Genomic DNA, 24,214 nt, shown 5'->3' on the forward strand with positions numbered 1-24,214 from the left:
AGGAGCGTATGGTGAGCATGGCAGATTTTTTGACGCAACGATTGCTGCTAACGAATGAAGAGTTTGCAGAAGCAATAGAGTATTGGTTGCAAGCGCTCAGTAATCCTCCTGTTCTTACTCACCTTCTGGAAACGAGAAACGGCCATGAAGAGGGTTGCAGAGGGGAATTAAAATTCGCTCTATCTCCTAAGATTACAGAAGAAATAAAAGTTATGACTAAAGGATCGGAACAAGCAATTTTCGTCGTCCTTTTGTCAGTTATATCCATATTTTTGTCAAAACACCTGAATAATCCGGATATTATAGTAGGTATGCCCCCGCTTAAAAGAAAAGATAACGAGGGAGCCGTAATAGATCTACTGCCAATTAGATTACATATAGAACCAGGAAGAACATTTAGGGATATCTTGCTAGAGGTACGTGAATGCGTAATAAATGCGGTTAAGTTTCAGCTATTTCCACATAAACATATTGCGGATAAAAATGGATTGCCTTTAACTCATCATGAACGATTGCGACTTAAAACAGCGATTTTATACAAGGAAATTCATCAAATGGTCGATCTTAATAATTCTGAGTGTGAAACCTTAATGTCGTTCTCAAAAGAAGACAATCGATTGTTTATCAACATTAACTACAAACTAAATCGATATACTGAAGCAAGCTTGCTGCGGTTTTGCAAACAATTATCAGATTTTTTGGAGCGTATTATAGATTACAGGGATGTGCCGCTCGAACAAGTCGAGGTTATTTCACAGGAGGAAAAACAGTTTTTGCACGCATTCAATGACAAGGCTGTGGACTATCCGCGGGAAGCGACGATTCACGGGCTGTTCGAGACGCAGGTTGAGAAGACACCGAACGCAGTTGCGATTATATACGAGGACCGACAGCTGACTTATGCGGAGTTGAATGCGCGGGCGAATCAGCTGGCTTGGACGCTGCGGAATCACGGGGTTGGGCCGGATCGCATCGTAGCGATCCTAACGGAACGTTCGATTGAGACCATAGTGGGAATGATGGCCATATTGAAGGCCGGCGGGGCGTACTTGCCAATTGATCCTGCTTATCCGAGCGAACGGATTCAGTATATGTTGGTAGACAGCGGTGCGGACATATTGCTAGCTCGTCCAAGTTTGAAGATGGGTGGATTTAGAGGAACGGTTCTAGACTTTGATAATGCCGGCGACAAAGAGCGTTTGGAATCGAATTTGCCTACGGTTATACAGTCGAATCACTTGGCGTACGTCATTTATACGTCAGGCACTACGGGAAACCCAAAAGGAGTGATGATCGAGCACAGAAGCGTGATCAATTTCACGCTGAGTTTGTTTAATCCCATTTACGAGGCTAATCCGGAATACCGGAATATGGCACAGCTTGCTCCTTTTATTTTCGATATGTCGGTTAAACCGATTTACGGGGCACTTTTATTCGGTAAAACGCTTCACATCGTTCCAGAACACTTGAAGTTGGACCGAGAAGGGTTATTGTCTTTCTTTTGGAAGAATGAGATCGATATCACGGATGCAACACCTACTTACCTTTCTCTATTGAGCTATAGTGGATCAAGATTTGGACAGGCGCTTCGGGTAAAGCAGATTATTGTGGGTGGAGAAGCACTGACTGTTCAAACTGTACAATTTTTTTGGAAAACATTCGGCGAACAGGTGCAATTGCTAAATGTATATGGACCCACAGAATGTACAGTGGATTCCACTTTGTATGAGGTCAAACCAGAGTTACTGATACCGGAAATGGATACGGTGCCGATCGGTCATCCGATGGACAATCAACAAGTATTTATTGTCGATTACTTTGGAAGTTTACAGCCGATCGGGGCTGCGGGTGAATTGTGCATTGCCGGTGAGGGTGTGGCGCGCGGCTACCTGAACCGTCCGGAGCTGACGGAGGAAAAGTTCGTGGACAACCCGTTCGAGCCGGGTACGCGGATGTACCGGACCGGGGATTTGGCGAGATGGCTGCCGGACGGTAACATCGAGTACTTGGGCCGGATCGACCACCAGGTGAAGATCCGCGGCTACCGGATCGAGTGCGGGGAGATCGAGACGCGTCTCATGGCGCACGCAGACATCCGCGAAGCGGTAGTCATTGCCCGTGAAGAGGAAAAGGGGCAGGCGTACTTGTGCGCGTATATCGTGAGCGGTGAAGCTGTTCCCGTTCCGGAGCTACGTGCGCATCTGGGCGTACAGCTGCCGGACTACATGATTCCGTCCTATTTCGTCGCGCTTGAGAAACTACCGCTTACAGTAAACGGTAAGCTGGATCGCAAAGCGCTGCCTGCGCCGGATCGGGAGGCTTACACCGAAGCCTATGAAGCGCCACGGGATGGGCTGGAAGCGCAATTGGCGGAGCTGTTCGCAGAGGTGCTGGGCACGGGCTCGTTCAGCATCGGCGACTCGTTTTTCGAGCGCGGCGGTCATTCGCTGAAGGCCGTAACGTTGGTGTCGCGCATTCATCAGCAGCTGGCGGTGGAGTTGCCGCTGCGGGAGCTGTTCGCGCGACCGACGGTAAAGGCGTTGGCGGAATATGTGCGCAGCATGGATCCTAGCGACTACGGCCGGATTGAGCCGGCAGTGCCACAGGCATCGTATGCGCTGTCGTCGGCGCAGCGGCGGTTGTATGTGCTGCATGAGCTGGAGCCAGAGAGCACGCGCTACAACATGCCGGGCGTCGTGGAACTGGTAGAGAAGGTGGACGCGGATCGGCTGGAGCAAGCGATTCGTTCAGTCATTACCCGTCATGAATCGCTTCGCACGTCGTTCACATGGGTAGACGGCGAACCGAGACAACAGATACACGAAGACGTGTCGTTGGAATGGGTTTACCAAGATACGCATGAAGAGCATGCGCGGGCGTTGACACGGGACTTCGTGCGTCCGTTCGCACTTGACCAAGCGCCGCTACTGCGCGCTGGGCTGCTGCGTCTAGCGGAGGACCGCCATTGGCTGCTGTGGGACATGCATCATATTGTGTCGGACGGCGTATCGATGAACATCCTGCTGTCGGACTTCATGACGGCGTATGCCGGCGCGGAGCTGCCGCCACTGCGGATTCAGTACAAGGATTATGCAGTCTGGCAGCAAGGCACGCTCGAGGCCGAGCGGATGGAAGCGCACGAGGCGTACTGGCTGTCCGCCTTTACGGAGGAAGCACCGGTGCTGGAGCTGCCGACCGACCGAGTGCGTCCTGCGGTACCAAGCAGCGAGGGCGGACGTGTTCATGCGGAGCTTAACGCTGACGTGGCCGAAGGGCTGAAGAAAGTCGCAGCGAAGACGGGATCGACGCTTTACATGGTACTGCTTGCAGCCTATAACGTGTGGCTACACAAGTACACGGGGCAGAGCGACATCGTGGTGGGTACGCCGGTGTCGGGGCGCACACATGCGGACACGGAGCCGATGATCGGGATGTTCGTGAACACGCTGGCGCTGCGCAACGCTCCATCCGGGGACAAGCGATTTATCGACTTCGTGCACGAGGTGAAGGCGCGGACACTGGCAGCGTTTGAACACCAGGACTACCCGTTCGAGGAACTGGTAGAGAAGCTGAACGTGCGCCGGGATAGGAGCCGCAACCCGTTGTTCGACACGATGCTGATATTGCAAAATATGGAGCAGGTAAGCTTTGATCTGGCAGACGTTGACGTTCGTCCGGTCGAGCTGAGCCATCCGGTGACGAAATTCGACTTGACGCTAAACATCGTAGAAGTCAATCAAAGTCTCCATATGACACTGGAATACAGTCGCGCCTTGTTCAATGCGTCTACGGTTGAGCGTCTATTGTCTCACTTTGTACAACTGTTGACTCAAATTACCGAACGAACGGACGCAAGCATAGCTTCTTTGCAACTCGTAACGCCGGAGGAGAAGCAGCAGTTGCACACGTTCAATGACACGGCGGCGGACTATCCACGGGAAGCGACGATCCATGAGCTATTCGAGGCCCAAGTCGAGAAAACACCGAACGCGGTGGCGGTCGTGTACGAAGACCGGCAGCTGACTTATGCGGAGCTGAATGCGCGGGCCAATCAGCTGGCTTGGACGCTACGCGAACAGGGTGTGGGTCCGGATCGCATCGTGGCCATCCTGACGGAACGCTCGCTGGAGCTGATGGTAGGGGTACTCGGCATCCTGAAAGCAGGCGGAGCCTACTTGCCGATCGATCCGTCGCTGCCTGCCGAACGTATCCGGTATATGCTAACGGACAGCGGCGCAGCGATGCTACTAATTCAGCCGGGCCTGGATCCGTGCGGATTCGAAGGCACGGTGCTGGATCTGGTGGAAGCCGGGCAAGCACCGTCAGAAGCAAACCTCGCGCTTAATGCAACGTCGAGCGATTTGGCCTATATGATCTATACCTCGGGCACAACAGGGAACCCGAAAGGAGTCATGATCGAGCACCGCTCGGTGGTGAACTTTATCGCAGGGATGAGGCAAGCGATTCCGTTCGCCCCAGCGAAGTCGATGTTATTTGCGACCACGCTGTCGTTCGACATCTCGGTGGTGGAAACACTGCTGGCGTTGACGCAAGGCATGCGGGTCGTGGCAGCGAATGAAGAGCAGCAGAAGGAGCCTCAGCAGCTGGCGGCGCTGATCGAGCGCCAGCATATCGACGTGGTGCAGATGACGCCTTCCCGGTTGAAGATGCTGCTGTCTGCAGGCAACGATGGGTGGCTGGAAAGCGTCACGGAAATGTTGATTGGAGGAGAGGCTTGGACGGACGATCTGCTGGCGGTGCTGCAAAGCAAATCGAAGGCCGCGCTGTTTAATATGTACGGTCCGACCGAGACGACGATTTGGTCCGCGATGCGGGAAGTAACCAATGATCAGACGGTGAGCATCGGGGGTCCGATCGCCAATACACAGCTGTATATTTTGAGCGACAACTGGCAGTTGCAGCCGATCGGTGTTGCAGGTGAGCTGTGTATCGCTGGCGATGGCTTAGCCCGTGGTTACTGGAACCGGCCGGAACTGACGGCGGAGAAGTTCGTGGACAATCCTTTTGAACCAGGTACACGGATGTACCGGACCGGTGATTTGGCAAGATGGCTGCCGGACGGCAACCTCGAATACTTGGGCCGGATTGACCATCAGGTGAAGATCCGCGGCTACCGGATCGAATGCGGGGAGATCGAGGCGCGGCTCATGACGCACGCAGACATCTGCGAAGCGGTAGTCATTGCCCGGGAAGAGGAAAAGGGGCAGGCGCACTTGTGCGCGTATATCGTGAGCGATGAGACTGTTCCGGTTATGGAACTACGAATGCAATTGGCCGTACAGCTGCCGGAGTACATGATCCCGTCCTATTTTGTACAATTGGAGAACATTCCGCTGAACAACAACGGCAAGGTAAACCGCAAAGCGCTGCCTGCGCCGGATCGGGAGGCTTTCACTGAAGCCTATGAAGCGCCGCGGGATGCACTGGAGGCGCAATTGACGACGTTGTTCGCGGAGGTGCTGAGCGGGGGCGCGATTGGCATCGGCGACTCGTTCTTCGAGCGCGGTGGTCATTCGCTGAAAGCCGTGACGCTGGTGTCGCGCATCCATCAGCAGTTGGCGGTGGAGTTGCCGCTACGGGAGTTGTTCGCGCGACCGACGGTGAAGGCGTTGGCGGAATATGTGCGCAGCATGGATCCTAGCGACTACGGTCGGATTGAGCCGGCAGAGCCACAGGCATCGTATGCGCTGTCGTCGGCGCAGCGGCGGTTGTATGTGCTGCATGAGCTGGAGCCGGAAAGCACGCGCTACAACATGCCGGGCGTCGTGGAACTGGCAGGGAAGGTGGACGCGGATCGGCTGGAGCAAGCGATTCGCTCAGTCATCACCCGTCACGAATCGCTGCGCACCTCGTTCACGTGGGTAGACGGCGAACCGAGACAACAGATACACGAAGACGTGTCGTTGGAATGGGTTTACCGGGATGCGGATGAGGGTCAAGCACGGGCGTTGACACGGAACTTCGTGCGTCCGTTCGCACTTGACCAAGCACCGCTGCTACGCGCCGAGCTGCTGCGTCTAGCGGAGGACCGTTATTGGCTGCTGTGGGACATGCATCATATTGTGTCGGACGGCGTATCGATGAACATCCTGCTGTCGGACTTCATGACGGCATATGCCGGCGAGGAGCTGCCGCCGCTGCGGATTCAGTACAAAGATTACGCGGTTTGGCAGCAAGGCACGCTCGAGGTTGAGCGGATGGAAGCGCATGAGGCGTACTGGCTGTCCGTCTTTACGGAGGAAGCACCGGTGCTGGAGCTGCCGACCGACCATACGCGTCCGGCGGTGCCAAGCAGCGAGGGCGGTCAGGTATACACCTCGGTGAGCGCCAAGACTGCAGAGGCCCTTAAACGAATCGCGGCAGAGACGGGATCGACGCTATACATGGTGCTGCTTGCAGCCTATAACGTGTGGCTGCACAAGTACACGGGGCAGACCGACATTGTGGTGGGTACGCCGGTGTCGGGGCGCACACATGCGGATACGGAGCCGATGATCGGGATGTTCGTGAACACGCTAGCGCTCCGCAACGCCCCGTCCGGGGATAAGCGGTTTATCGACTTCGTGCACGAGGTGAAGGCGCGGACGCTGGCAGCGTTTGAACATCAGGACTATCCGTTCGAAGAACTGGTGGAGAAGCTGACCGTGCGCCGCGATAGGAGCCGAAACCCGCTGTTTGACACGATGCTAATATTGCAAAATATGGAGCAGGTAAGCTTTGATCTGGCGGACGTTGACATTCGTCCGGTCGAGCTGAGCCATCCGGTTACGAAATTCGACTTGACGCTAAACGTCGTAGAAGTCAATCAAAGTCTTCACATGACGCTGGAATATAGTCGAGCCTTGTTCAATGCGTCTACGGTTAAGCGGCAATTGTCTCACTTTGTACAACTGTTGACTCAAATTACCGAACGAACGGACGCAAGCATAGCTACTTTGCAACTGGTAACGCCGGAGGAGAAGCAATTGCTGCTCTATACATTCAACAAAACGGCGGCAGCGTATCCGCGGGAAGCGACGATTCACGGGCTGTTCGAGACGCAGGTTGAGAAGACACCGAACGCAGTTGCGGTTGTATACGAGGACCGAGAGCTGACTTATGCGGAGTTGAATGCGCGGGCGAATCAGCTGGCTTGGACGCTGCGGAATCACGGGGTTGGGCCGGATCGCATCGTAGCGATCCTAACGGAACGTTCGATTGAGACCATAGTGGGAATGATGGCCATATTGAAGGCCGGCGGGGCGTACTTGCCAATTGATCCTGCTTATCCGAGCGAACGGATTCAGTATATGTTGGTAGACAGCGGTGCGGACATATTGCTAGCTCGTCCAAGTTTGAAGATGGGTGGATTTAGAGGAACGGTTCTAGACTTTGATAATACCGGCGACAAAGAGCGTTTGGAATCGAATTTGCCTACGGTTATACAGCCGAATCACTTGGCGTACGTCATTTATACGTCAGGCACTACGGGAAACCCAAAAGGAGTGATGATCGAGCACAGAAGCGTGATCAATTTCACGCTGAGTTTGTTTAATCCCATTTACGAGGCTAATCCGGAATATCGGAATATGGCACAGCTTGCTCCTTTTATTTTCGATATGTCGGTTAAACCGATTTACGGGGCACTTTTATTCGGTAAAACGCTTCACATCGTTCCAGAACACTTGAAGTTGGACCGAGAAGGGTTATTGTCTTTCTTTTGGAAGAATGAGATCGATATCACGGATGCAACACCTACTTACCTTTCTCTATTGAGCTATAGTGGATCAAGATTTGGACAGGCGCTTCGGGTAAAGCAGATTATTGTGGGTGGAGAAGCACTGACTGTTCAAACTGTACAATTTTTTTGGAAAACATTCGGCGAACAGGTGCAATTGCTAAATGTATATGGACCCACAGAATGTACAGTGGATTCCACTTTGTATGAGGTCAAACCAGAGTTACTGATACCGGAAATGGATACGGTGCCGATCGGTCATCCGATGGACAATCAACAAGTATTTATTGTCGATTACTTTGGAAGTTTACAGCCGATCGGGGCTGCGGGTGAATTGTGCATTGCCGGTGAGGGTGTGGCGCGCGGCTACCTGAACCGTCCGGAGCTGACGGAGGAAAAGTTCGTGGACAACCCGTTCGAGCCGGGTACGCGGATGTACCGGACCGGGGATTTGGCGAGATGGCTGCCGGACGGTAACATCGAGTACTTGGGCCGGATCGACCACCAGGTGAAGATCCGCGGCTACCGGATCGAGTGCGGGGAGATCGAGACGCGTCTCATGGCGCACGCAGACATCCGCAAAGCAGTAGTCATTGCCCGTGAAGAGGAGCAAGGGCAGTACTTGTGCGCGTATGTCGTGAGCGACGAAGCTGTTCCGATTCCGGAGCTACGTGCGCATCTGGGCGTACAGCTGCCGGACTACATGATTCCGTCCTATTTCGTCGCGCTTGAGAAACTACCGCTTACAGTAAACGGTAAGCTGGATCGCAAAGCGCTGCCTGCGCCGGATCGGGAGGCTTACACCGAAGCCTATGAAGCGCCACGGGATGGGCTGGAAGCGCAATTGGCGGAGCTGTTCGCGGAGGCACTGGGCGGGAGTGCGATCGGCATCGGGGATTCATTCTTCGAGCGCGGTGGTCATTCGCTGAAGGCTGTGACGCTGGTGTCGCGCATTCATCAGCAGCTGGCGGTGGAGTTGCCTCTGCGGGAGCTGTTCGCTCGACCGACGGTAAAGGCGTTGGCGGAATATGTGCGCAGCATGGATCCTAGCGACTACGGCCGGATTGAGCCGGCAGAGCCACAGGCATCGTATGCGCTGTCGTCGGCGCAGCGGCGGTTGTATGTGCTGCATGAGCTGGAGCCGGAGAGCACGCGTTACAACATGCCGGGCATCGTGGAACTGGTAGGGAAGGTGGACGCGGATCGGCTGGAGCAAGCGATTCGCTCGGTCATCGCCCGTCATGAATCGCTTCGCACGTCGTTCACATGGGTAGACGGCGAACCGAGACAACAGGTACACGAAGACGTGTCGTTGGGATGGGTTTACCGGGATGCGGATGAGGGTCAAGCACGGGCGTTGACAAGAAACTTCGTGCGTCCGTTCGCACTTGACCAGGCGCCGCTACTGCGCGCCGAGCTGCTGCGTCTAGCGGAGGACCGCCATTGGCTGCTGTGGGACATGCATCATATTGTGTCGGACGGCGTATCGATGAACATCTTGCTGTCGGACTTCATGACGGCATATGCCGGCGAGGAGCTGCCGCCGCTGCGGATTCAGTACAAAGATTACGCGGTCTGGCAGCAAGGCACGCTCGAGGTTGAGCGGATGGAAGCGCATGAGGCGTACTGGCTGTCCGTCTTTACGGAGGAAGCACCGGTGCTGGAGCTGCCGACCGACCATACGCGTCCGGCGGTACCAAGTAGCGAGGGCGGAAAGGTATACACCTCGGTGAGCGCCAAGACTGCAGAGGCCCTTAAACGAATCGCGGCAGAGACGGGATCGACGCTGTACATGGTGCTGCTTGCAGCCTATAACGTGTGGCTACACAAGTACACGGGGCAGACCGACATTGTGGTGGGTACGCCGGTGTCGGGGAGAACGCATGCGGACACGGAGCCAATGATCGGGATGTTCGTGAACACGCTGGCGCTGCGCAACGCTCCGTCCGGGGACAAGCAGTTTATTGACTTCGTGCGCGAGGTGAAGGCGCGGACGCTGACGGCGTTTGAACACCAGGACTATCCGTTCGAGGAACTAGTGGAGAAGCTGAGCGTGCGCCGCGATAGGAGCCGAAACCCGTTGTTCGATACGATGCTAGTGTTACAGAACATGGAGCAGGCGCGCTTTAGTCTGGCGAACGTTGACGTTCGTTCGGTCGAGCTGAGCCATCCAGTGACGAAGTTTGATTTGACGCTAAACGTCGTGGAAGTCAATCAAGGCCTTCACATGTCACTGGAATACAGTCGAGCCTTGTTCAATGCGTCTACGGTTGAGCGTTTATCGTCTCACTTTGTACAACTGTTGACTCAAATTACCGAACGAACGGACGCAAGCATAGCTTCTTTGCAACTCGTAACGCTGGAGGAGAAGCAGCAGTTGCACGCGTTCAATGACACGGCGGCGGACTATCCACGGGAAGCGACGATCCATGAGCTGTTCGAGGCGCAAGTCGAAAAGACGCCGAATGCGGTGGCGGTCGTGTATGAGAATCGGCAGCTGACCTATGCGGAGCTGAACAGGCGGGCGAATCAGCTGGCTTGGACGCTGCGCGAGCAGGGTGTGGGACCGGATCGCATCGTGGCGGTCCTGATAGATCGCTCTGTGGAGATGATCGTCGGGGTACTGGGTATCCTGAAAGCCGGCGGGGCGTACTTGCCGATCGATCCAGATTATCCGGCCGAGCGAATTGCCTATACGCTGGCAGACAGCGGGGCGGAGTGGCTGGTAACGACCCGTGACGTCGAGTTTCGGATGCCATCGCTTGCGTTTACGGGATGCCGGGTATATGTCGACGAAACAGCACAGGCACAAGCAGAGAACCCGCCGCAGGGGGCGAAGCCGGCGGATTTGGCGTACGTGATCTATACCTCGGGGACGACCGGAAAGCCGAAAGGAACGATGATCGCACACCGGAATGTTGTGCGGCTGTTGTTCAACGACCGCTTGGCGTTCGATTTCAACGAACGAGATGTGTGGACATTATTTCACTCGTATTGCTTCGACTTCTCGGTATGGGAAATGTACGGAGCGCTGCTCTACGGAGGCAAGCTGGTCGTCGTGCCGATGATGACGGCGAGGGATCCGGAGCAGATGGTGTGGCTGCTGCGGCAAGAGCGGGTGACGGTGTTGAACCAGACACCGAGTGCGTTTTATGCGTTGTCACAACGGGAAATGCAGGAACCGGACGCGGCACTGAGCGTACGAGTCGTCATTTTTGGCGGAGAAGCGCTGGCGCCGGGCCGATTACGGGAATGGAGCCGGAAGTATCCGAATACGGATTTGATCAACATGTACGGGATCACGGAAACGACGGTGCATGTGACGTACAAAAAGCTTGGAGAGGCGGAGATCGCAAGCGGCATCAGCAACATCGGCAAGCCGATTCCGACGCTGCGAACCTATATTCTCAACGAATGGCAGCAGCTGCAGCCGATTGGGGCTGCGGGCGAGTTGTACGTAAGTGGTGACGGTGTGGCGTACGGTTACCTAAATCGGCCAGAGCTGACGGCAGAGAAGTTCGTGGACAACCCTTTTGAGCCGGGTACGCGGATGTACCGAACCGGGGATTTGGCGAGATGGTTACCAGACGGCAACCTCGAGTACTTAGGTCGGATCGACCATCAGGTGAAAATTCGCGGCTACCGGATCGAGTGCGGAGAGATCGAGGCGCGGCTCATGACGCATGCTGACATCTGCGAAGCTGTGGTTATTGCCCGGGAAGAGGAGCAAGGGCAGGCGTACTTGTGCGCGTATATCGTGAGCGGTGAAGCTATTCCCGTTCCGGAGCTACGTGTGCATTTGGCGGCACAGCTGCCGGAGTACATGATTCCGTCGCACTTCATGGAGCTGGAGAAGCTGCCACTGAACAACAATGGCAAGGTAGACCGTAAAGCGCTGCCGGCACCAGATCGGGAGGCTTACACCGAAGCCTATGAAGCGCCGCGGGATGCGCTGGAGATGCAATTGGCGACGCTGTTCGCGGAGGTGCTGAGCGGGGGCGCGATTGGCATCGGCGACTCGTTCTTCGAGCGCGGTGGTCATTCGCTAAAGGCCGTGACGCTGGTGTCGCGCATCCATCAGCAGTTGGCGGTGGAGTTGCCGCTGCGGGAGCTGTTCGCGCGACCGACGGTGAAGGCGTTGGCGGAATATGTGCGCAGCATGGATTATAGCAACTACGGCCGGATTGAGCCGGCAGAGCCACAGGCATCGTATGCGCTGTCGTCTGCGCAGCGGCGGTTGTATGTGCTGCATGAGCTGGAGCCGGAGAGCACGCGCTACAACATGCCGGGCGTCGTGGAACTGGCAGGGAAGGTAGATGCGGGTCGACTGGAGCAAGCGATTCGCTCGGTCATCACCCGTCACGAATCGCTGCGCACTTCGTTTACATGGATAGACGGTGAACCGAGACAACAGATACACGAAGACGTGTCGTTGGAATGGGTTTACCAAGATACAGATGAAGCGCATGCGCGGGCGTTGACACGGGACTTCGTGCGTCCGTTCGCACTTGACCAAGCACCACCGCTACTGCGCGCCGGGCTGCTGCGTCTAGCGGAGGACCGCCATTGGCTGCTGTGGGACATGCACCATATTGTGTCGGACGGCGTATCCATGAGCATTCTGGTGTCGGACTTCATGACGGCGTATGCCGGCGAGGAGCTGCCGCCGCTGCGGATTCAGTACAAGGATTATGCAGTCTGGCAGCAAGGCACGCTCGAGGTTGAGCGGATGGAAGCGCATGAGGCGTACTGGCTGTCCGCCTATGCGGAGGAAGCGCCGGTGCTGGAGTTGCCGACCGACCGAGTGCGTCCGGCGGTGCCAAGCAGCGAGGGCGGAAAGGTATACACCGAAGTGAGCGCCAAGACTGCAGAGGCCCTTAAACGAATCGCGGCAGAGGCGGGATCGACGCTGTACATGGTGCTGCTTGCAGCCTACAACGTGTGGCTACACAAGTACACGGGGCAGAGCGACATCGTGGTGGGTACGCCGGTGTCGGGGCGCACACATGCGGACACGGAGCCGATGATCGGGATGTTCGTGAACACGCTGGCGCTGCGCAACGCTCCATCCGGGGACAAGCGATTTATCGACTTCGTGCACGAGGTGAAGGCGCGGACACTGGCAGCGTTTGAACACCAGGACTACCCGTTCGAGGAACTGGTAGAGAAGCTGAACGTGCGCCGGGATAGGAGCCGCAACCCGTTGTTCGACACGATGCTGATATTGCAAAATATGGAGCAGGTAAGCTTTGATCTGGCAGACGTTGACGTTCGTCCGGTCGAGCTGAGCCATCCGGTGACGAAATTCGACTTGACGCTAAACATCGTAGAAGTCAATCAAAGTCTCCATATGACACTGGAATACAGTCGCGCCTTGTTCAATGCGTCTACGGTTGAGCGTCTATTGTCTCACTTTGTACAACTGTTGACTCAAATTACCGAACGAACGGACGCAAGCATAGCTTCTCTGCAACTTATAACGCCAGAGGAGAAACAGTTGCTGCTCTACGCATTCAACGACACGGTAGCAGATTATCCGCGTGAAGCGACGATCCATGGGCTGTTCGAGGCCCAAGTTGAGAAGACACCGAACGCGGTGGCGGTTGTGTACGAAGACCGGCAGCTGACTTATGCGGAGCTGAATGCGCGGGCCAATCAGCTGGCTTGGACGCTACGCGAACAGGGTGTGGGTCCGGATCGCATCGTGGCCATCCTGACGGAACGCTCGCTGGAGCTGATGGTAGGGGTAATTGGCATCCTGAAGGCCGGTGGGGCGTACTTGCCAATCGATCCGTCGCTGCCTGCCGAACGTATCCGGTATATGCTAACGGACAGCGGCGCAGCGATGCTACTAATTCAGCCGGGCCTGGATCCGTGCGGATTCGAAGGCACGGTGCTGGATCTGGTGGAAGCCGGGCAAGCACCGTCAGAAGCAAACCTCGCGCTTAATGCAACGTCGAGCGATTTGGCCTATATGATCTATACCTCGGGCACAACAGGGAACCCGAAAGGAGTCATGATCGAGCACCGCTCGGTGGTGAACTTTATCGCAGGGATGAGGCAAGCGATTCCGTTCGCCCCAGCGAAGTCGATGTTATTTGCGACCACGCTGTCGTTCGACATCTCGGTGGTGGAAACACTGCTTGCGTTGACGCAAGGTATGCGGGTCGTGGCAGCGAATGAAGAGCAGCAGAAGGAGCCTCAGCAGCTGGCGGCGCTGATCGAGCGCCAGCATATCGACGTGGTGCAGATGACGCCTTCCCGGTTGAAGATGCTGCTGTCTGCAGGCAACGATGGGTGGCTGGAAAGCGTCACGGAAATGTTGATTGGAGGAGAGGCTTGGACGGACGATCTGCTGGCGGTGCTGCAAAGCAAATCGAAGGCCGCGCTGTTTAATATGTACGGTCCGACCGAGACGACGATTTGGTCCGCGATGCGGGAAGTAACCAATGATCAGACGGTGAGCATCGGGGGTCCGATCGCCAATACACAGCTGTATATTTTGAGCGACAACTGGCAGTTGCAGCCGATCGGTGTTGCAGGTGAGCTGTGTATCGCTGGCGATGGCTTAGCCCGTGGTTACTGGAACCGGCCGGAACTGACGGCGGAGAAGTTCGTGGACAATCCTTTTGAACCAGGTACACGGATGTACCGGACCGGTGATTTGGCGAGATGGCTGCCGGACGGCAACCTCGAGTACTTGGGCCGGATTGATCATCAGGTGAAGATCCGCGGCTACCGGATCGAATGCGGGGAGATCGAAACGCGGCTCATGACGCAAGAGCACATCCGCGAAGCAGTGGTTATTGCCCGTGAAGAGGAGCAAGGGCAGACGTATTTATGCGCGTATATCGTGAGCGACGAAGCTATTCCCGTTCCGGAGCTATGTGCGCATTTGGCGGCACAGCTGCCGGAGTACATGATTCCGTCCTATTTCGTACAATTGAAGAACATTCCGCTGAACAGCAACGGCAAGGTAAACCGCAAGGAGTTGCCGGCACCAGATTTAAATATAGGTCTAGAGGTTTATGAAGCGCCTCGAGATGAGCTGGAGGCGCAATTGGCGGAGCTGTTCGCGGAGGTGCTGGGCACGGGCTCGTTCGGCATCGGCGACTCGTTCTTCGAGCGCGGCGGTCATTCGCTGAAAGCCGTGACGCTGGTGTCGCGCATCCATCAGCAGCTGGCGGTGGAGTTGCCGCTGCGGGAGTTGTTCGCGCGACCGACGGTGAAGGCGTTGGCGGAATATGTGCGAAGCGTAGATCCAAGTGACTACGGCTGGATTGAGCCGACGGCGGCGCAGGCGTCGTACGCGCTGTCGTCAGCGCAGCGGCGGTTGTATGTACTGCATGAGCTGGAGCCGGAGAGCACGCGCTACAACATGCCGGGCGTCGTGGAACTGACAGGGAAGGTGGACGCGGATCGGCTGGAGCAAGCGATTCGCTCGGTCATCACCCGTCACGAATCGCTGCGCACTTCGTTTACATGGATAGACGGTGAACCGAGACAACAGATACACGAAGACGTGTCGTTGGAATGGGTTTACCAAGATACAGATGAAGCGCATGCGCGGGCGTTGACACGGAACTTCGTGCGTCCGTTCGCACTTGACCAAGCACCCCTGCTACGCGCCGAGCTGCTGCGTCTAGCGGAGGACCGCCATTGGCTGCTGTGGGACATGCATCATATTGTGTCGGACGGCGTATCGATGAACATCTTGCTGTCGGACTTCATGACGGCATATGCCGGCGAGGAGCTGCCGCCGCTGCGGATTCAGTACAAGGACTATGCGGTCTGGCAACAAGGCACGCTCGAGGTTGAGCAGATGGAAGCGCATGAGGCGTACTGGCTGTCCGCCTTTGCGGAGGAAGCGCCGGTGCTGGAGCTGCCGACCAACCATACGCGTCCGGCGGTGCCAAGCAGCGAGGGCGGACGCGTTCATGCGGAGATTAGCGCGGACGTGGCCGAAGGGCTGAAGAAAGTCGCAACGAAGACCGGATCAACGCTGTACATGGTACTGCTTGCAGCCTATAACGTGTGGTTACACAAGTACACGGGGCAGAGCGACATTGTGGTCGGTACGCCGGTGTCGGGGCGCACACATGCGGACACGGAGCCGATGATCGGGATGTTCGTGAACACGCTGGCGCTGCGCAACGCCCCGTCCGGGGAGAAGCGGTTTATTGACTTCGTGCGCGAGGTGAAGGTGCGGACGCTGGCAGCGTTTGAACACCAAGACTACCCGTTCGAGGAACTGGTGGAGAAGCTGAACGTGCGCCGCGATAGAAGCCGTAACCCACTGTTCGACACGATGCTAATATTGCAAAATATGGAGCAGACACGCTTTAGCCTAGCGGACATTGAGGTTCGCCCGGTCGAACTGAACCATCCGGTGACGAAGTTTGATTTGACGCTAAACGTCGTGGAAGTCAATCAAGGCCTTCACATGTCACTGGAATACAGTCGAGCCTTGTTCAATGCGTCTACGATTGAGCGTCTATTGTCTCACTTTGTACAACTGTTGACTCAAATTACCGAACGAACGGACGCAAGCATAGCTTCTCTACAACTGGTAACACCAGAGGAGAAGAAGCAGTTGCACGCGTTCAACGATACAGCAGCGGACTATCCGCGAGAAGCGACGATCCACAGGCTGTTCGAGGCCCAAGTCGAGAAGACACCAAACGCGGTGGCGGTTGTGTACGAGGACCAGCAGCTGACTTATGCGGAGCTGAATGCGCGGGCGAATCAGCTGGCTTGGACACTGCGCGAGCAGGGTGTGGGCCAGGATTGCATCGTGGCGGTCCTGATGGATCGCTCTGTGGAGATGATTGTCGGGGTGCTGGGTATCCTGAAAGCCGGCGGGGCATACGTGCCAATCGATTCATCGCTACCAGCTGAGCGTATCCGGTATATTCTTGAAGACAGTGGAGCGCGATGGTTAGCGACCCATTCTGGTACAACTAACATTTCCATTGATATCGATGTACTGGATCTAGAGAATGAAGCCCTTTATGTTCAATCTACTGCCAATTTGCCAATTAACAGCGTTTCTAGCCAGTTGGCATACGTCATTTATACATCGGGATCTACAGGAAGGCCAAAGGGAGTTATGGTCCCCCATCAGGGTATCGCAAGTTTAATTCTGTTGTATGCGAACGAAATGGAAATGGGTCTTGGAGATCGTATTGTACAGTTTGCTAGTTTTTCGTTTGATGCTTCCGTATCGGAAATTTGTATGGCTTTGCTTACAGGCGGGACACTGTGCATACCCAACCAGGAAGATATTTTGGATCCAAATTGTTTTGTTCAATGGATGAATGAATATAAGGCGACTATCGTTACGCTGCCGCCGTTGTATGCGAGACATTTACCGCCCGAGCAATTGCCATCCTTGCGAATTCTTATTACCGGAGGTTCAGAAGCTCCACATGATTTAGTTAATCAATGGAGCAGACATGTTCAATATGTGAATGAATATGGTCCAACCGAATCAACGGTATGCGCTTCAGTATGGCTAGCGCCCCCTCCTAAGGAGTGGAAAGAGGTTCCAAGCATTATTCCGATTGGCAGCCCAATTCCGAATACAAGATTATTTATTGTAAACGAAAATATGCAATTGCAGCCGATCGGCGTTATAGGTGAGCTGTGTATCGCGGGTGATGGCTTAGCACGTGGTTACTGGAACCGGCCGGAGCTGACGGCAGAGAAGTTCGTAGACAACCCCTTTGAGCCGGGTACGAGGATGTATCGGACCGGGGATTTGGCGAGATGGCTGCCGGACGGCAACATCGAGTACTTGGGCCGGGTCGACCACCAGGTGAAAATTCGCGGTTACCGGATCGAATGCGGGGAGATCGAGGCGCGGCTCATGGCGCATGCAGACATCCGCGAAACGGTAGTCATTGCCCGTGAAGAAGAGCAAGGGCAGGCGTACTTGTGCGCGTATATCGTGAGCGGTGAAGTTATTTCTGTTCCGGAGCTACGTGCGCATTTGTCGGCACAGCTGCCAGACTACATGATCCCGTCGTATTTTGTGGCGCTGGATCGTCTGCCGCTGAATTCTAGCGGCAAGGTAGATCGCAAGGCGCTGCCAGTGCCGGATCGGGAGGCAAGTTTGCATGGGTATGAAGCCCCGCGGACAACGGAAGAAGCCTTGATGGCATCGGTTTGGCAAGATGTTCTGAACGTCAAACGGATTGGCGTTCAGGATTCCTTCTTCGAGCTGGGTGGAGATTCGATCAAGGCCGTTCAGATTGCCGCACGGCTGCGGCAACATCAGTTGCAATTGGCGATCCGTGATCTGTTCCGTTATCCGACGATCATGAAGCTGAGCCCGCATGTGCAGACGCTGGCACGGCAAATCGATCAGCATCCGGTAGAAGGCGAAGTACCGCTAACTCCGATCCAGCATTGGTTGTTCGAACAGTCGTCACCGCTACCGCATCATTATAACCAGGCGGTCATGCTGCATCGTCGGGACGGATTCGACGAAAGCGTCCTGCAGCGCGTGTTTGAACGGATCGTAGCGCATCATGATGCGCTACGGATGAGCTATCGGATAGAAGAACAGGGTCTCGTACAGTGGAACGGCGGGCTTGTCAAGTCAAATTTTGGCATGGACGTGATCGACTTACGCGGCGAATCAGCCGTGGAAGAGCGGATCGCGGCGGAAGCCTATCGCCTGCAGCGGGGGCTGCACCTGGAGCAGGGGCCACTGCTGCGTCTTGGGCTGATGAAGACCGGCGAGGGCGATCACCTGCTCATCGTCATCCACCATTTAGTAGTGGACGGAGTGTCATGGCGCATCCTGTTCGAAGATTTGCAGACCGGCTATGAGCAGGCGCAGCGAGGCGAAATGATCCGCTTTCCGGAGAAGACGGACGCGTTCCAGACTTGGTCGAAGGCGCTGGCGCGCTATGCGGACAGCGAGGAGCTGCTGCGGGAAATCGCATATTGGAAGTGGATCGAGCAGACAGCGGTTACGGCATTGCCGATAGACGAAGGGGTCGGGGAAGCCGATGAAACCGGCGGAGCGGTGACGATCAAGCTGTCGCGGGAAGAGACGACGCAGCTATTGAACCAGGCCAACCGGGCGTACTATACGGAAATCAACGATATCCTGCTGACGGGGTTAGGCCTTGCACTACAGGAATGGACCGGCGAGCGTCGGTTTATCGTGGATCTGGAAGGACATGGCCGGGAAGATATCGGGGAACCGGTGGATGTCAGCCGCACGGTCGGCTGGTTTACGACGATCGTGCCGACGCTGCTTGATCTGAGCGCGTCCGGGGATCTGACCGACAGTATTAAGACGGTGAAAGAAGAGCTTCGTAGCGTTCCGAAAAAAGGACTAGGGTATGGATTGCTGAAATATTTGACGGCAGCGGAGCACAAGCAGGAGTTGAAGTTCGACCTTCGTCCGGAGATCTGCTTCAACTACTTGGGACAGTTCGACCGGGATGTGTCCACCAGCGTATTTGAATCGTCGTCGTACGGGACTGGTCGTAGTATCGACCCGAACCGTCCAAGAGATTACAAGCTGAGCGTGAACGGAATGGTGATCGGCGGGGAGCTCGTTTTAACATGTGACTATGCGGCGGAGGTGTACCGGAAGGAAACGGTAGAACGCTGGATGGCACGTTATACAGAAGCGCTTCGCAGGCTGATTGCTCACTGTATCGGACAGGCGTACAGCGAAAAGACTGTGAGCGATTTCCGTTTGGTAGATTTGGAGCCGCAGGAAGCGAGCTGTTTGCAGCAAGCCTACGGCTACAAGGTGCAAGACATCTATCCGTTGTCACCAATGCAGGAAGGCATGCTGTATCACGCCCAGCTTGACCCGGATACGACGGCCTATTTCGAGCAGTTTACGTTCCGGATCGAAGGGACGCTCGACGCTACGATATTCGAGGAGAGCTTGGGGCGTTTAACGGCACGGCATGAAATGCTGCGCACGGCATTCGTGAACGAGCAGGTTAGGCGGCCGATGCAGCTTGTGTTGCAGGAGCGGCCAGTCGATCTGCGCGTAAGAGATCAGGGAGATCTTGAACAAATCAAGCGAGAAGACCGGCAAAGCGGCTTCGATCTAAGTGAAGATGCGCTGATGCGCGTGACGATCGTCAATGGGCAGGACAGATGTCAGCATGTGATCTGGAGCTTCCATCACATCCTCATGGACGGCTGGTGTACGAGCATTCTGATGCAGGAACTCCTGGCGATTTATCGCGGGTTGCAGACGAATCGGACGATTGAGTTGGAGCCAGTGAATCCATTTAGCCGTTACATGGCATGGCTGAACAAGCAAGACCGGGAAGAGGCGCGCCAGTATTGGAGCCAGTACTTGGCGAACTACGAGCAACAGGCGAGTGTGCCAAGAAGCACGGGGAAAGTAGGGCATGCGGGATTCGAGCAGCGGGAGTACGCGTTCCATCTGGATCGAGGGATGACCCGGCAGTTGGAGCAGTTGGCGCGCCAGACACAAGTGACGCTGAATACAGTGATTCAGGCGATCTGGGGGCTGCTGCTGCAGAAGTACAACCAAAGCGAGGATGTGGTATTCGGGACGGTCGTATCGGGCAGACCATCGGAGGTAGCGGGTATTGAGCGGATGATCGGTCTGTTTATCAATACGACGCCGGTTCGGATTAACTGTACGGAGGACCAGCGTGTAACGGCGCTGCTGCAGCAGGTGCAGGATGCGGCTTTGGCGTCGGAATCACACAGCCATTATCCATTGTACGAGATTCAAGGGCTGAGCCCACTGAAGACGGGCTTGATCGACCATGTTTTGGTATTCGAGAACTACCCGATTGCCGAAGCGATTGGGCAAGCGGGCGAGACGGATGAAGCGGCGTTTGCGATCCGTGACGTAGGTGTATTTGAGCAGACGAACTATGACATGACAATAGTATTGGCGCCTGGCGAAGCGTTGTCGATGACATTCCGTTACAACGCCAAGGTTTACGACCCGTTGTTCATCCAGTGCATGGAGGGGCATATCAAAGAAATCGCGCGGCAAATTCTAGAGGACGCGCAGCGGCCGATTGCTTCGATATCGCTCGTTACGGCAGAGGAGAAGCAGTTGCTGCTCTACGCGTTTAACAACACGGCGGCAGCGTATCCACGGGAAGCGACGATCCATGGGCTGTTCGAGGCCCAAGTTGAGAAGACACCGAACGCGGTGGCGGTCGTGTACGAGGATAAGCAACTGACTTATGCGGAGCTGAATGCGCGGGCCAATCAGCTGGCTTGGACGCTGCGCGAACAGGGTGTGGGACCGGATCGCATCGTGGCCATCCTGGCGGAACGCTCGCTGGAGCTGATGGTAGGGCTTTACGCCATCCTGAAGGCTGGCGGAGCCTACTTGCCGATCGATCCGGCACTGCCTGCCGAGCGTATCCGGTATATGCTGACGGACAGCGGCGCGGAGGTGCTTCTGATTCAGCCGGGCCTGGATCCATGTGGATTCGAGGGTTCGGTGCTCGAGTTGACGGAGAGGGGACAAGCGCAACTCGAGGCCAATCCGCCGCTAACGATAGACTCCCGGCGTTTGGCGTATGTAATTTATACCTCGGGTACAACAGGCAACCCGAAAGGGGTCATGATTGAGCATCGCTCGGTCATCAACCGCCTGCAATGGATGCAAAAGCGCTACCCGATTGGGGAACAGGACATCATTCTGCAGAAGACGCCGATCACGTTCGATGTTTCCGTATGGGAGCTATTTCTATGGGGAATGACAGGGGCCCGAGTCTGCATGCTTCCACCACAGGGAGAGAAAGATCCCGCTGTGCTAGCTGAAACAATTGAGCGGTATCGCGTGACGGCAATGCACTTTGTGCCGTCGATGCTGAGCGTCTTCCTGGAGTATGCTGGGCAAGCGTTTAAAACAGAGAAGCTTAGCAGCTTACGCCGGGTATTTGCAAGCGGCGAAGCGTTAAAGCCGCAGCACGTCGCGGGCTTCTACAAGTTAACCGAGGGTCACGAAGCGACGCTACACAACCTTTACGGGCCAACAGAAGCAACGGTAGAGGTTGCATATTTTGACTGCATGACCTCCTTTATGGAACCGGTTGTACCTATCGGTAAACCGATCGATAATACACAACTGTACATTGTGAGCGACAACTGGCAATTGCAGCCGATCGGCGTCGCAGGTGAACTGTGTATCGCGGGCGATGGCTTGGCACGTGGTTACTGGAACCGTCCAGAGCTGACGGCGGAGAAGTTCGTGGATAACCCATTTGAGACGGGTACGAAGATGTATCGGACCGGGGATTTGGCGAGATGGTTACCGGACGGTAACATTGAGTACTTGGGCCGGATCGACCATCAGGTGAAGATTCGCGGCTACCGGATCGAATGCGGGGAGATCGAGGCGCGGCTCATGGCGCACGCAGACATCTGCAAAGCGGTGGTTATTGCCCGCGAAAAGGAGCGAGGGCAGGCGTACTTGTGCGCGTATGTCGTGAGCGACGAAGCTGTTCCCGTTCCGGAATTACGTACGTATTTGGCGGCACTGTTGCCGGAGTACATGATTCCGTCGCACTTCGTGGCGTTGGAGAAGCTGCCTCTGAACAACAACGGCAAGATAGACCGTAAGGCGTTGCCTGAACCAGATTTAAAAGCAGGCATAGAAGCCTATGAAACGCCGCGGGATGAGCTGGAGGCGCAATTGGCAGCACTGTTCGTGGAGGTGCTGGGTACGGGCGCAGTAGGCATCGGGGATTCGTTCTTCGAACGCGGCGGTCATTCGCTGAAAGCCGTGACGCTGGTGTCGCGCATCCATCAGAAGTTGTCGGTGGAGTTGCCACTCCGAGAGCTGTTCGCGCGTCCAACGGTGAAAGCATTAGCGGAATATGTGCGCAGCGTGGAGCATTGCGACTACGGCCGGATTGAGCCTGCGGCGCCGCAGGCATCGTATGCGCTGTCGTCGGCACAGCGGCGGTTGTATGTCCTGCATGAGATGGGGCCGGAGAGCACGCGCTACAACATGCCGGGCGTTGTAGAACTGGTAGGGAAGGTGGATGCGGATCGGCTGAAACAAGCAATTCGCTCAGTCATCGCCCGTCACGAATCGCTGCGAACCTCGTTCACGTGGGTAGACAGCGAACCGAGACAACAGGTACACGAAGAAGTGTCGTTGGAATGGGTTTACCGGGATACGAATGAAGCGTATGCGCGGGCGTTGACACGAAACTTCGTGCGTCCATTTGCACTCGACCAGGCGCCTCTGCTACGCGCCGAGCTACTGCATTTAGCGGAAGACCGCTATTGGCTGCTGTGGGACATGCATCATATTGTGTCGGACGGTGTATCGATGAACATTCTGGTGTCAGACTTCATGACGGCGTATGCCGGCGAGGAGCTGCCGGCGCTGCAGATTCAGTACAAGGACTACGCGGTCTGGCAGCAGGGCACACTCGGGGTCGAGCGGATGCAAGCGCATGAGGCGTACTGGCTGTCCGCCTTTGCAGAGGAAGCACCGGTGCTGGAGCTGCCGACCGACCGGGTACGTCCGGCGGTGCCAAGCAGCGAGGGCGGTCGAGTGCAAACCTTGGTGAGCGCTCAGACTGTCCATGCACTCAAGCAGATTGCAACAGAGACCGGAGCAACGCTGTACATGGTACTGCTTGCAGCCTACAATGTCTGGCTGCACAAGTATACGAGGCAGACCGATATCGTGGTCGGTACGCCGGTGTCGGGGAGAACGCATGCGGACACGGAGCCGATGATCGGGATGTTCGTGAACACGCTGGCGCTGCGCAACGCTCCGTCCGGGGACAAGCGGTTTATCGACTTCGTGCGCGAGGTGAAGGAGCGAACGCTAATGGCGTTTGAACATCAGGACTACCCGTTCGAGGAACTGGTGGACAAGCTGAACGTGCGCCGTGATATTAGCCGCAACCCGCTGTTTGACACGATTCTGGTGCTGCAGAATATGGAACAATCGATTCTCTATTTAGCAGGTATTGAGGTTCATCCCGTTAAACAAGATATCTCGACAACGAAGATGGATCTAACGATGAATGTTGTCGAAATAGAACAAGAACTTCAATTATCTTTGGAATATAGCCGGGATTTGTTCGATCATGAGACAACGACGAGACTGCTTCAAAGCTTTTGTGAACTCATTAAAGTAACAGCAACCGATTCTTCTGTGTGCATTAAAGAAATAAAAATGGAGATCTTTCAACATGAAAAAGAAGAAGACGAAGACGAATTATTCGAATTTATTAATTTTGAATAGCAGTGTCTGTTTTATTATGGTGAATGTTCGGTAACAAGCGACGAGTGGGTAAAGTTTGATCGAGTTCCTGCGCTGATTGAGGGTTAGGTACACATTCAACTGACTCTGTTTGGTTGCAGAATTCTAGTTTCAGAGATGGATAGGCATTTGAAGCAAATGACCGAGAGAATTCGAGTCCGAAGCTTTAGGCGGTCAGTAAGGCCGAAATCAACACACTGCCCTTACGT

Annotated in this window: 1 protein-coding gene; it reads left to right on the forward strand. The window is 55.5% G+C overall.

What is annotated here, in order from left to right; all coding sequences use genetic code 11:
* Positions 1–17: 17 nt before the first annotated feature.
* Positions 18–23,987 carry a non-ribosomal peptide synthase/polyketide synthase gene (locus NST94_RS15115; protein ID WP_339281038.1) on the forward strand — a complete coding sequence of 7,990 codons (23,970 nt, stop codon included), beginning with the start codon at positions 18–20 and terminating at the stop codon, positions 23,985–23,987.
* Positions 23,988–24,214 lie beyond the last annotated feature (227 nt).

It is taken from the genome of Paenibacillus sp. FSL H8-0282 (assembly GCF_037963825.1).
Classification (GTDB): Bacteria; Bacillota; Bacilli; order Paenibacillales; family Paenibacillaceae; genus Paenibacillus_AQ; species Paenibacillus_AQ odorifer.

Bases quoted from the DNA above. Each gene is read 5' to 3' on its own strand.
- NST94_RS15115 (WP_339281038.1), top strand. From the start codon at position 18: ATGGCAGATTTTTTGACGCAACGATTGCTGCTAACGAATGAAGAGTTT.